Here is a 12,480-nt window from a genome sequence, read left to right on the forward strand (position 1 = left end):
GTGACCAGAATAAACATTCTGTTGACTTTGATCCTCATCGCCTGCGCGCTGAGTGTTGTGACTTCACAGCACAAGGCGCGCAAGCTTTTTGTAGAACTGGAAAATGAACAGGCGCTGGCGCGGCGGCTGACCGTAGAGTGGGGACAATTACAGCTTGAACAGAGCACTTGGGCGATGCATACACGTGTAGAAAAGATCGCTACGGAGGAGCTGCACATGCGGCTGCCGGACGCGTCAAGAGTGCAAATTATCTCGCTGACCGCGCCAGCCGATCCAGCTGCTTCTTTGGAAACGCCAAAGTGAAGGCCAGGCACCTGCCGCATGTTGTGCTGCCCGCGGGACGCTCACGTCTACTGGCGGCGCTATTGGTGCTGAGTCTGGCGGGATTGGCGGGGCGAGCCGCTTATCTGCAGGGGATACACAACGACTTCTTGCAAGAGAAGGGCGAGTCGCGCTACAGCCGCGTATTGGAAATGAATGCTAATCGCGGAATGATTACCGATCGCAATGGTGAACCGCTTGCGATCAGCACGCCGGTTGAGTCGGTATGGTGCAGCCCTCAGGATATGAATGCGACGCCGGAGCAGATGAAAAAATTGGCAAACCTGATCGATCTGGATGTAGGTGAAGTTCGCAAGCGTGTAAACGTAACGCAGCACGGCGCCAGCCAGCCCGGGTCGTCCGCCGGTTCAAGGCGGGACTTTGTCTACCTCAAACGGCACTTGTCGCCTGATATTGCGTCCAAGGTAGTCGAACTTAATATACCCGGTGTGTTTCTGAAACGGGAATACCGCCGCTATTACCCAGCCGGCGAGTTGACTGCGCATGTGCTTGGGTTCACCGATGTGGACGACAAGGGACAGGAGGGGGTAGAGCTGGCGTGGCAGGATGAGCTCGCGGGCAAGCCTGGCAGCCGTCGGGTAATCCGGGATCGGAAAGGACGAATTGTCGAGGATGTGGAAAGTATCCGGGCCCCCAAGCCGGGGCAGAATGTTGCTTTGTCCATAGACGGCAAAATTCAATATCTGGCGTACCGGGAATTGAAGCAGGCAGTAGAAGCCAATAAGGCCAAGGCTGGGGGGATCATAGTGCTGGACGCGAAAACGGGCGAGATTCTGGCGCTCGTCAACCTGCCGGTATACAACCCCAACAACCGGAAAAACATGAAGGGCGGGCGAGCTCGTAATAGGGCGCTTACGGACGAATTTGAACCGGGCTCGACCCTGAAACCGTTCACAATTGCGGCGGCGCTGGAAACAGGGGGAATAAAGCCCGATACCGTTCTGGAAACGGCTCCCGGGACGTTCACCATCGGTAAGGCGACCATACGTGATGCTCATAAGGAAGGCGCGCTGACTGTGTCGCAAGTAATTCAGAAATCGAGTAACGTTGGTTCAGCCAAAATTGCCTTGTCACTACCGCCGCAAACGTTATGGGAGATGCTCAACGACGTGGGGTTTGGCACGCCCACAGGGTCAGGATTTCCCGGCGAGGTCAGTGGTAAGCTCCGACCCTATCGAACTTGGCGCCCTATCGAACAGGCAACCATGTCATACGGACATGGCATTGCCGTCAGTCTTCTGCAGCTTGCGCGTGCCTATACCCTGTTCTCAGCAGAAGGCGAGTTGAAACCGGTGTCCCTGTTGAGGCTTGAAAATGTGCCGGAAGGTAAGCGCGTGATTTCCCGCAACACGGCGCTCGCCGTGAGCGAAATGCTGGAACTGGTGGCGCAGCCGGGCGGCACCGCGACGCAAGCCCGGATCAACGGCTATCGGGTGGCGGGAAAGACCGGCACGGCCCACAAGCTGGAGGGCAACGGCTATGCAAAAAACCGTTATCTGTCGACATTCGTCGGCTACGCACCGGCGTCCAATCCGCGCTTTGTCATCGCCGTGATGCTGGATGAGCCGTCTGCTGGTCAATATTTTGGTGGCGCGGTAGCGGCGCCAGTGTTCAGTCGTGTCATGGCGGGTGCTCTGCGTATGCTGAATGTGCCGCATGACGCGCCCGTGACCAACGTTGTGTCGCTTACTGCCGCGCCGAAACCGCCGGGTGATGCATGATTCTCCAGTCAAACGAAGACCTGCTTCCGGAAGGATCGCGCATGTATTTTGATTTTCACCGGCTGGACAGTATGGGTGTCAAAATTGACAACCTGTCGACCGACAGCCGCATGATCAAGCCGGGGGATGCTTTCCTCGCTTATGCGGGAGCCAAGCAGGATTCCCGCAAGTTTATCCCTCAGGCTATCGCAGCGGGGGCAAAAGCAATCATTTGGGAAAGTGGCGGTTTTGAATGGAATCCCGGATGGAAGGTCCCCAATTTGAGCGTACCCGACCTCCGCGCGAAGGCGGGCATGATCGCTGATCACGTATACGATCATCCATCGCAAAAATTACAGCTTATCGGTGTGACCGGAACAAACGGCAAGACCTCGTGTAGCCACTGGATCGCTCAGGCCATGACTGCGTTGGGCACGAAAACCGCGGTTATCGGCACAATGGGAGTCGGCTTTCCCGGAGAGCTCGAACCCACCGTCAACACGACACCGGACGCAGTGTTATTGCAGCGTAAAATGGCGGAACTGCTGTCGCGTGGCGCTCGTGTCGCCGCAATGGAAGTGTCATCGCACGGGATTGCGCAGGAGCGCATCAGTGGCGTGACATTCGCAATCGCCATGCTAACCAATCTTTCGCGCGACCATCTCGACTATCACGGGAGCATGGAGGCGTATGCTGCCGCCAAAGCGCGTTTGTTCTACTGGCCTGGACTCAAGTATGCCGTACTCAATCTTGATGACGCGTTCGGCATTGATTTGGCCAAGCGTATGACCGGTAGCGGCACCCAGGTCATCGGCTACGGCTTCACGGGGCTGGAGGATTCGAAGCGCACGCGGGACAAATTCAAAGTATTGCAAGGGCGCAATCTCAAGGTAAGTCCCCACGGGCTTGCGTTCGATATCGAGTTCGAAGGCCGACCTCTGGAATTTAAAACCGGCGTGATAGGAGGTTTTAACGCATCCAATTTACTGGGCGTACTCGCGACCTTGCTGGCAAGCGGCATTGAATTCAAAGAGGCCGTGCGATCCCTGCAGCAAGCCGGGCCTGTAGCGGGCAGGATGCATCAAATCGGCGGCGGTGATCGACCTTTGATCGTGGTGGACTATGCCCATACCCCGGATGCCATGGAAAAAGTATTGACCACGCTGCGCGAAATTCTTCAAGCCGGCTCGGGGTGGGGTGCGGGAACACAACTCCGGAAGCCGAGATTGATCTGTGTGTTCGGTTGCGGGGGCGAGCGCGACAGCGGGAAACGGCCGTTGATGGGTGAAGTGGCGTCGCGACTCGCGGACGAGGTCATCATTACCAGCGACAACCCGCGGGAGGAGAACCTCAATGTCATTATCCGTGAAATCGCGTCGGGCGCCGTCGCACGTTACGAGATTGAAAAGGATCGGGCGTCGGCTATCAATCGGGCGATATATCGCGCGCGAAGAGGCGATATCGTATTGATCGCGGGGAAAGGGCATGAAGCGTATCAGGAAGTCGGCGGAAAAAGACTTCCCTTCGACGATGGAGAGGTCGCAAGACGGGCTCTGCTCGAAAGTGCAATGGCCAACACATGATGACCGTCCAGGCGGCGGCCCGTGCTTTGCAAGAAAAGTGGTTGGGTGAAGACGCATGGTTTAACGGAGTCAGTACCGATAGCCGCGCAGTCATGCCCGGCGATTTATTTATCGCGCTGGTGGGGGAAAAGTTTGACGGTCACAATTTCGTTGCCGACGTGATCGAAAAGGGAGCAGTGGCAGCCATCGTGCATCGGGACTGGGGGACGAGAAACCCGCGGCCGGGGATTCCGCTGATACTGGTGGACAATACGAGATCGGCTTTGGGACGGCTTGCCGGGTACTGGCGCAGGCGTTTCGGGATTCCGCTTGTCGGGGTAACCGGCAGTAACGGCAAGACCACGGTAAAGGAAATGGTCGCTTCTATCCTGCGCCAGACCGCGGACGAGCCTGGGCAGGGAAACGGCTCCGACATCGTACTGGCGACCGAAGGAAATCTCAATAACGACATCGGCGTGCCTTTAATGCTTTTGCGATTGCGTAAGGGGCACAAATACGCGGTGATCGAAATGGGCATGAATCATGCCGGGGAGATCGCCTATCTGACCGGTCTGTCCAAACCCTCCGTGGCGTTGATCACCAACGCGGGGGCCGCCCATGTCGAAGCGCTTGGTTCAGTGGAGGCGGTGGCCCGTGCCAAGGGGGAGATTTTTGAGGGACTTGATCAGCAAGGCGTGGCTGTCATAAACGCGGACGATCCTCACGCGGCGCTGTGGCGTGGGCTCGCCGGTAACCGAAAAGTGATGGATTTCGGTCTCGAGCAAAAGGCTGCCGTGACTGCTCGCTACCAGCCCGGTCCCTTTGGGAGCAGCGTGGCGCTACTACTCCCTGATGGGGTTCAAGACGTGGAATTACAGGTTCCGGGTAAGCATAACGTGGAAAATGCAGCGGCCGCGGCCGCAGTAGCCGTAGCCCTGGGAACTGGCGCAGGGGCGATTATGTCCGGGTTGAGTGCTTTCTCCGGGGTGAAGGGGCGCATGCAGAAGAAGGAGGGCCTGCACGGGGCAACCTTGCTAGACGACACCTATAACGCCAACCCGGATTCGGTGCGCGCCGCTTTGGCCGTGCTGGCGAAAGCGGCGGGCAGGAAGATACTGGTGCTCGGTGACATGGGTGAACTGGGCGCGGCTGCGAAAGGTTTCCATGAACGTATAGGGGCGGAGGCGCGTGCTGCCGGTGTCGATAACTTGATAGCCATGGGCGAATTGAGCGCCTATTCGGTGGCCGCGTTCGGCGCGGGCGCTCGCCATTTCGAGAAAATCGAGGAGTTGATTGCCGAAGTCGAAGGTCTGCTGGCGCCTGGCGATACGATGCTGATAAAGGGATCGCGCTTCATGCAAATGGAGCGGGTGGTTAAGCGAGTTGAGTTATAACCTCTTAAATGACGAGTACGTGCGGATGATAACGGAGCCGCGTCAATTGATGTCTTTCCACATGCTGATGAGCAATGCCTCGTTCTGGCGGTTGACATGCTGCTAGAGCTCGCTCAATGGTTGGCGAAGGATATCCGTATCTTCAACGTGTTCAACTACATTACGTTGCGCACCGTCCTCGCCGCCCTGACCAGTCTGGCGATTTCATTCATCGTCGGCCCAGCCATGATACGCAAGCTTGCTGCTTATAAGATCGGCCAATCGGTACGCGATGACGGGCCACAGACTCATCTCGTCAAAGCCGGTACGCCAACAATGGGCGGCGCTTTAATCCTGGTATCCATTGCCGTTACCACGCTGCTTTGGGCCGATCTGAGCAATCGCTATGTTTGGGTTGTACTCGTGACCACGCTTGGCTTCGGAATGATCGGTTGGGTGGACGATTACCGCAAAGTGGTATATCGCAATCCGAAGGGACTTTCCGCGCGGGCCAAGCTGGTCTGGCAATCAGCAATTGCGATTTCGGTGGCGTTATATCTCGCTTTGACGGCAGAGCTGCCGGCGCAGACGACGATGATCGTTCCTTTCTTCAAGCATGTGGCGATACCCCTGGGCGTCGCCGGTTTCGTGGCGCTTGCGTATTTCGTCATCGTAGGCACGAGCAATGCAGTGAATCTTACCGATGGCCTCGATGGCCTCGCCATTATGCCCACGGTAATGATAAGCAGTGCTCTTGCCATCTTCGCTTACGTAGCGGGGCATGCCGTGTTCGCGAAATATCTCGGTATTCCGCACATCCCCCAGGCCGGTGAGCTGGCGGTATTTTGTGGTGCGCTGGCTGGTGCGGGACTCGCGTTTCTCTGGTTCAACGCCTACCCCGCGGAAGTATTCATGGGTGACGTGGGCGCATTGGCGCTGGGCGCCGCCCTCGGGATTGTGACGGTGATAATACGGCAGGAGATCGTACTGGTCATCATGGGCGGCGTCTTTGTAGTCGAGACCTTGTCGGTGATGTTGCAGGTTGCATCGTTCAAGCTGGTCGGTAAACGCATTTTTCGAATGGCGCCGCTCCACCATCACTACGAATTGAAGGGCTGGAAAGAAAACCAGGTAGTAGTCCGGTTCTGGATTATCACCATGATGCTGGTGTTATTTGGGTTGTCCACGTTGAAGTTGAGATGAAATCAGGCATATGAGCTTTCGAGAGAAAAAAGTACTTGTGCTTGGAATGGGCGAGACCGGGCTTTCGATGGCGAAGTGGTTATCGCGCAGGGGGGCGGAGGTGCGTGCCGCTGACAGCCGTGCCGTACCGCCCTGTATGGAGGCGTTAAAACGGATTCTGCCGCAGGTTCGCATATTCACCGGCGGGTATCCCGCCGAAGCATTTGCCGGCATAGACCTCATTGCTATCAGCCCGGGAGTGCCCATGGCGGAGCACGTCGTGCAGCAGGCGGTACAGGCCGGTATACCTATCATGGGTGATATGGAGCTTTTTGCTTCGGCAATCCGGCTACCGGGCACTTCGCAGCAAAGAATACTTGCCATTACCGGTTCCAACGGTAAGACGACCGTGACCGCAATGGTCGGTGCAATGGTGAAAGAAGCGGGTTTGGATGTCGAGGTGGCCGGGAACATCGGTCCAGCGGTACTGGATGCCCTGATGCGGCGCGAAGATTCAGGGACGCTTCCTCAGGCGTGGGTGCTGGAGGTTTCCAGTTTTCAGCTCGAAACGACGCGAAGCCTTGAACCGGACGCCGCGGCGGTACTGAACGTGAGCGAAGATCATTTCGATCGTTATTTCGGAATGCAGGATTATGCCGCCGCAAAAGCGCGAATATTCACGAGCACCCCTGTTGCGGGCAAAGAGGGGGGCGGGATTCAGATTCTGAATCGCGACGATCCCGTGGTGCGGGCAATGGCGGTCGCCGAACGTAAGCAGATGACTTTCGGTCTGGATCAGCCATCGAACGATAACGATTTTGGCCTGTTGCACGAGAGCGGGAGTATCTGGCTGGCACAGGGAGGCGTGCGCCTGATGCAAAGCAGTGAGCTTCGGGTCACCGGGTTGCACAACGTGGCCAATGCGCTCGCTGCGTTGGCGCTATGCAGGGCGGTAGACCTTCCATCGCCGCCCCTGCTGCGTGCTTTACGCCAATTTCAGGGCTTGCCGCACAGAATGGAAAAGGTAGCGACCTTGGGTGGCGTCACGTTTTATGACGATTCGAAAGGCACCAATGTAGGTGCGACGGTCGCGGCGCTGGACGGCATGAGGCAGAGCGTGGTTTTGATTGCTGGCGGAGATGGCAAGGGCCAGGATTTCACACCATTGGCCGGACCGATCGCGCGGCATGCACGGGCGGTAGTCTTGATCGGGCGCGACGCGGACAAGATCGGCGCCGCCATCGATCATTGCCGCGTGCCGCTGTATTACATGAAAACAATGGAAGAGGCGGTGCAAAAAAGCTTCGAGCTGGCGCGCGCGGGGGACGCGGTAATGATGTCGCCTGCCTGTGCAAGCCTGGACATGTTCCGAAATTATGCTCATCGCGCCGAGGTATTCATCGCCGCGGTGCGGAGCCTGCAGGCCGGAAAAACGGCCGCGGCTCAAACGACTGTTAACTGATGATCTTTCAATACGATATTCGCAGCAAAAAAAACCTGCCTGATTTTGATCAGTCACTGATCTGGTCCGCAATATTATTGCTGAGCCTGGGGCTGGTGATGGTGTATTCCGCTTCTATTTCCATTGCCGAAGCCGGGCGCGGCACGAATGGCAATCCTGCCCATTTTCTTGCCCGCCATGGCGCTTATCTGGCAGTGGGGCTGCTGACAGGTCTGGTGACTTTTCAGGTTCCGATGCGCCTGTGGCAGAAATATTCATTTCCACTCTTCCTGCTGGGCGTCGCGTTGCTGGCGCTAGTGTTGATTCCGGCGGTAGGACATGAAGTAAACGGCAGTCGTCGCTGGATATCGCTGTGGATAGTGAATTTCCAGCCATCAGAGTTCATGAAACTGTTCATCGTCTTTTACGTGGCCAACTATACCGTGCGCAAAGCGCATCATCTCGACAGCTTTCGCAAGGGATTTCTCCCCATGTTAATCATGGTGCTGGTAGTAGGCGGATTGCTGTTGCTCGAACCGGACTTCGGCGCTTTCGTCGTTATAACGGCCATTATGATGGCCATATTGTTCCTGGGGGGAATGGACCTGAAGCTGTTCGCCGGGCTGATCGGTTTCCTGATTGCCGTTCTGTTGATCCTGATTTGGATTGAGCCTTATCGCATGCAACGGTTTTTCGGATTTATGGATCCGTGGGACGATCCCTACGGGAAGGGATATCAGTTGAGTCATGCCTTGATTGCATTCGGACGGGGTGAATGGCTGGGTGTCGGCTTGGGTGGCAGCGTGGAGAAGCTGTTTTACTTGCCGGAAGCGCACACCGATTTTTTGCTTGCGGTAATCGCGGAGGAACTTGGGTTCGCCGGCGTCGCAACAGTGGTGGCGCTGTTTGCCTCGCTGGTGATACGCGCATTTGTCATAGGGAGGCACGCAGCCGCGCGAGAACGGCATTTTTCCGCATTGGCGGCGCAAGGAATTGGTGTTTGGCTGGGTGTGCAGGCTTTCATCAACATGGGCGTGAATATGGGTGTGCTGCCAACGAAAGGGTTGACGCTGCCGTTCATGAGTTTCGGTGGTAGCAGCATCGTCGCCAGTTGTATAACGCTCGCGGTGCTCATGCGTGCGGACTGGGAGAACAGGCAATTGGCGAAAGGGTTCCCGGTATGAAAATGCGGTACGAGAACCGGCAGAAATGCGCCTCAACTATCCAGATTAATGCAACGTCGACGTGACTAATACGATTCTCATTATGGCAGGCGGAACCGGGGGACATGTGTTTCCAGGGCTTGCGGTAGCGGATTACATGAAGTCAGCGGGTTGGCGTGTCGTTTGGCTCGGAACCGAGGGAGGAATGGAAACAACGCTCGCGCCGCGGCAAGGGTATGACCTGGAAACAATCCGTTTTTCGGGTTTGCGTGGGAAAAGTATCCGAAACTGGTTCCTGTTGCCGCTGCGTCTATTATTGGCGCTGTGGCAAAGCGCCAGGGTAATACTCAGAGTGCGTCCGGACGTTGTGTTGGGCATGGGCGGCTATCCCGCCTTTCCGGGAGGAATGATGGCGTCATTGCTGGCCAAGCCATTGTTGATACACGAACAGAACTCGATTCCCGGGCTTGCCAACAGGATTCTGGCGAATGTTGCGGACAAAGTGTTGTTGGGTTTTCCGGGCGTGATCAAGAGCGGCGCAAAGGTAATATTTTCGGGTAATCCCGTCCGGCACGAAATCAGCCAATTGCGCTCGCCCGCGGAAAGATACGCGGCGCGCAGCGGTAGACTGAAGCTGTTGGTGATTGGTGGCAGCCTCGGCGCCCAGGCGCTCAATACCATTTTGCCGCAGGCTTTGAACCGCATTCCCCAAGCGTCGCGGCCGTCTGTGACGCATCAGGCTGGGAACCGGCACCTGGAAGCACTGAAAAAGAATTATGCCGAAGCGGGAGTGGAAGGCGAACTTGTTACGTTCATAGACAACATGGCGGCGCGGTATGCCGAATGCGATCTTGTGATCTGTCGTGCGGGCGCGCTCACCGTGGCCGAGCTAAGCGCCGCCGGCGTGGCGAGCATTCTGGTGCCTTTTCCTTACGCGGTGGACGATCACCAGACGTGCAATGCGAAATTTCTCAGCGACAGGAACGCGGCGGTACTGATGCCGCAAAACGAATTGACGCCACAAGTCCTTGCGGAGTTACTGATGGGATTGAGCCGGGAGTCGCTCATGGAAATGGCAATCAACGCGCGTGAACTGGCTAAACCGGAGGCGACCAGGGTGGTGGCGGACGAATGCATGAAAATGATAACGAGATGATGACTGTGCTGGAAACCGATAATACCGCCGTTTTTCCTTTTTCACTCATCGCCGCGCGCTGCATGGTTTATCGCTATGAAGCATAAGGTAAAGCGTGTTCACTTTGTCGGTATCGGCGGTTCCGGAATGAGCGGGATTGCAGAGGTATTGCTTAACCTGGGATATCAGGTCAGTGGCTCCGATCTGTGGGACGGAACCACCACGCAGCGCTTGAGAAAACTTGGGGCCACTGTTCACATTGGCCACGCAAGCAGTCATGTGCAATTCGCAGACGCGGTCGTAACTTCGACTGCAATCAAGCCTGAGAACCCCGAGGTTATCGCGGCACGAGAGCGTAACGTGCCAGTAGTCCCCCGCGCGATCATGCTGGCCGAGTTGTTGAGGCTTCGTCAGGGGATTGCCATTGCAGGAACCCACGGCAAGACCACAACCACCAGCCTGATTGCCAGTGTTCTCGCGGAAGCAGGGATGGATCCGACATTCGTGATCGGTGGGCGGTTGGAAGCGGCGGGCTCCCATGCCAAGTTGGGCCGGGGTGAATTTATCGTGGTCGAGGCCGACGAGTCCGATGCTTCTTTTCTTTATCTGCAACCTGTATTAGCCGTCGTGACTAATATCGACGCCGATCACATGGAGACCTATGGCCACGACTTTAGCAAGCTCAAGCAGGCTTTCGTCGACTTTGTACAACATCTGCCATTTTACGGTATGGCGGTGTTGTGCGTGGACGACGCGCAAGTGCGCGAAATCATGCCCGCCATTACCAAGCCCATTACCACGTACGGTTTATCGGATAACGCGCAGGTCCGTGCCGCTGATATTCATCACAGCGAGGGACAGATGCATTTTGCTGCGTTGATAGGCGTGAACGGCAAAACCCGCAAGCTCAACGTGATGCTGAACTTACCGGGGCTGCATAACGTGCAGAATGCGCTCGCGGCCATCGCGGTATGCAACGAATTGGGTGTGCCTGACCCCGCCATCGTTCGGGCGTTGGCAGGTTTCAGGGGTGTTGATCGCCGCTTTCAGCGTTACGGCGAAATCAACCTATCTGGTAACAGAACCACCGAAGAGGGAAGCTTTACCCTCATTGATGACTACGGACATCATCCGGCAGAGATTTCCGCCACCATCGCGGCGGTGCGGGGTGCTTTCCCCGGTCGCCGCCTTGTACTCGTTTTTCAGCCACATCGCTATACCCGTACCCGCGATTTATTCGAGGAATTCGTCAAAGTGCTATCAAGTGCGGATGTGCTGCTTCTGACTGAGGTTTACCCCGCCGGCGAAATACCCCTGATTGCAGCGGACAGCAAGTCGCTCGCCCGGGCGCTTAGAGTACAAGGCAAAGTGGAGCCGATTTTTGTCGAAACGGTCGACGAGTTGCCCTTCAACATTCATAACGTGGCTCAGGATAACGACGTGGTGCTGGTGATGGGGGCAGGGTCGGTTGGCGGCGTTGCGCCTAACTTACTGAGAGAGTCTGGCGCCAGAAACGAGGGGACGGTGGACGCAACGGATGAAAGACCGGCTTGACCCGCTGGCAGAAACAACTCCTGGATTGCAAATGGATATGTCGGAAATTGATTTAATCCCTGGTGTGCGGCCGCTTCGCGGCGAGATGCGCGTGTACCAGCCAATGAGAAAATATACTTCCTGGCGCGCAGGCGGGGAAGCGGAACGCTTGTATATCCCCGCCGATCTGGCCGATTTTACCGAGTTCCTGCGCGGCTTGCCGCGCGATGAGCCGATATATGTTGTCGGACTCGGCAGTAATCTGCTGGTGCGCGACGGTGGCGTGAGGGGCACCGTGGTGGTATTGCACGCGCGGCTTAATGGACTGCGGCTGGAGCGGCGGGATAAGGACGGGTCATTGATCTACGCAGGGGCTGGCGTAGCCTGCGCAAAAGTAGCGCGGTTCGCTGCCCTGCACAGTTTGACAGGCGCGGAATTTCTTGCGGGCATCCCGGGTACGGTTGGGGGCGCCCTGGCAATGAATGCCGGGTGCTACGACGCCGAGACCTGGGAAATTGTCGAGCACGTGCAGACCCTCGGCCGGGACGGACAATTACGCACGCGAAAGGTCGGCGATTATGTGATCGCCTATCGGCACGTGGCGCTGAAGCATGGAGCGGGTTTAGGGAAGCAGAACGAGCAGATAACTGGAGATTCTCCAGGTGAGGAGTGGTTTGTGGGTGGATGGTTCAGACTGGCGAGCGGAGACGAGGGGGAATCGCGGCAGAAGATCAAAAATCTTCTCGCAATGCGTATCAATAGCCAGCCCTTAAACCTGCCCAATGCCGGCTCGGTGTTTCGCAATCCTTCCGGAGACTGGGCAGCCCGATTGATCGAGTCGTGCGGTTTAAAGGGCTTTCGTATTGGCGGAGCAATGGTCTCGACCAAGCATGCGAACTTCATTGTCAACACCGGGGCCGCCTCGGCGGCAGATATCGAAGCGTTGATAGGGGCGGTGCGCAGCAAGGTGAAAGAGCAGACCGGGGTCGAGCTTGAACCGGAAGTGCGGATTATCGGATCGGTCGTATGATGGTGCCGAGTTCACGATA

General features: G+C 56.9%; 10 protein-coding genes. All 10 read left to right on the forward strand.

What is annotated here, in order from left to right; translation table 11 throughout:
- Complete coding sequence (ftsL, locus tag C8R31_RS10900; RefSeq protein ID WP_107694090.1) at positions 1-303, forward strand: cell division protein FtsL; 303 nt, start codon at positions 1-3, stop codon at positions 301-303.
- Positions 300-2,063, forward strand: coding sequence for a penicillin-binding protein 2 (locus tag C8R31_RS10905; RefSeq protein WP_107694091.1), 1,764 nt, complete (start codon positions 300-302; stop codon positions 2,061-2,063). Before ftsL ends, C8R31_RS10905 begins: the two co-directional genes overlap by 4 nt.
- Complete coding sequence (locus tag C8R31_RS10910; RefSeq protein ID WP_181320558.1) at positions 2,060-3,625, forward strand: UDP-N-acetylmuramoyl-L-alanyl-D-glutamate--2,6-diaminopimelate ligase; 1,566 nt, start codon at positions 2,060-2,062, stop codon at positions 3,623-3,625. The genes C8R31_RS10905 and C8R31_RS10910 overlap by 4 nt, the downstream gene beginning before the upstream one ends.
- Positions 3,622-4,998, forward strand: a complete 1,377-nt coding sequence (gene murF, locus C8R31_RS10915; RefSeq protein WP_107694092.1) for a UDP-N-acetylmuramoyl-tripeptide--D-alanyl-D-alanine ligase — start codon at positions 3,622-3,624, stop codon at positions 4,996-4,998. The genes C8R31_RS10910 and murF overlap by 4 nt, the downstream gene beginning before the upstream one ends.
- A gap of 96 nt (positions 4,999-5,094) precedes the next feature.
- A complete protein-coding gene (mraY, locus tag C8R31_RS10920; protein WP_107694093.1) occupies positions 5,095-6,180 on the forward strand; it encodes a phospho-N-acetylmuramoyl-pentapeptide-transferase in 1,086 nt (361 codons plus the stop codon).
- Between the two features lie 10 nt (positions 6,181-6,190).
- On the forward strand, positions 6,191-7,621 hold the full coding sequence (murD, locus tag C8R31_RS10925; protein WP_107694094.1) for a UDP-N-acetylmuramoyl-L-alanine--D-glutamate ligase: 1,431 nt from the start codon (positions 6,191-6,193) through the stop codon (positions 7,619-7,621).
- Positions 7,621-8,784, forward strand: coding sequence for a putative lipid II flippase FtsW (gene ftsW, locus C8R31_RS10930; protein ID WP_107694095.1), 1,164 nt, complete (start codon positions 7,621-7,623; stop codon positions 8,782-8,784). The genes murD and ftsW overlap by 1 nt, the downstream gene beginning before the upstream one ends.
- 61 nt (positions 8,785-8,845) lie before the next feature.
- Positions 8,846-9,919, forward strand: coding sequence for an undecaprenyldiphospho-muramoylpentapeptide beta-N-acetylglucosaminyltransferase (murG, locus tag C8R31_RS10935; protein ID WP_258192677.1), 1,074 nt, complete (start codon positions 8,846-8,848; stop codon positions 9,917-9,919).
- Between the two features lie 75 nt (positions 9,920-9,994).
- Positions 9,995-11,452: a UDP-N-acetylmuramate--L-alanine ligase gene (gene murC / locus C8R31_RS10940; RefSeq protein ID WP_107694097.1), complete on the forward strand. Its 1,458-nt coding sequence runs from the start codon at positions 9,995-9,997 to the stop codon at positions 11,450-11,452.
- A 31-nt stretch (positions 11,453-11,483) separates the two neighbouring features.
- Complete coding sequence (murB, locus tag C8R31_RS10945) at positions 11,484-12,461, forward strand: UDP-N-acetylmuramate dehydrogenase (RefSeq protein ID WP_107694178.1); 978 nt, start codon at positions 11,484-11,486, stop codon at positions 12,459-12,461.
- Positions 12,462-12,480 lie beyond the last annotated feature (19 nt).

Source organism: Nitrosospira sp. Nsp2 (assembly GCF_003050965.1).
In the GTDB taxonomy this organism is placed as follows: Bacteria; Pseudomonadota; Gammaproteobacteria; order Burkholderiales; family Nitrosomonadaceae; genus Nitrosospira.

Excerpts from the sequence above, each read along its gene's own strand:
- murF (WP_107694092.1), top strand. The coding sequence starts at position 3,622 with ATGATGACCGTCCAGGCGGCGGCCCGTGCTTTGCAAGAAAAGTGGTTG.
- C8R31_RS10910 (WP_181320558.1), top strand. The coding sequence starts at position 2,060 with ATGATTCTCCAGTCAAACGAAGACCTGCTTCCGGAAGGATCGCGCATG.
- murD (WP_107694094.1), top strand. The coding sequence starts at position 6,191 with ATGAGCTTTCGAGAGAAAAAAGTACTTGTGCTTGGAATGGGCGAGACC.
- murB (WP_107694178.1), top strand. The coding sequence starts at position 11,484 with ATGGATATGTCGGAAATTGATTTAATCCCTGGTGTGCGGCCGCTTCGC.
- ftsW (WP_107694095.1), top strand. The coding sequence starts at position 7,621 with ATGATCTTTCAATACGATATTCGCAGCAAAAAAAACCTGCCTGATTTT.
- mraY (WP_107694093.1), top strand. The coding sequence starts at position 5,095 with ATGCTGCTAGAGCTCGCTCAATGGTTGGCGAAGGATATCCGTATCTTC.
- murC (WP_107694097.1), top strand. The coding sequence starts at position 9,995 with ATGAAGCATAAGGTAAAGCGTGTTCACTTTGTCGGTATCGGCGGTTCC.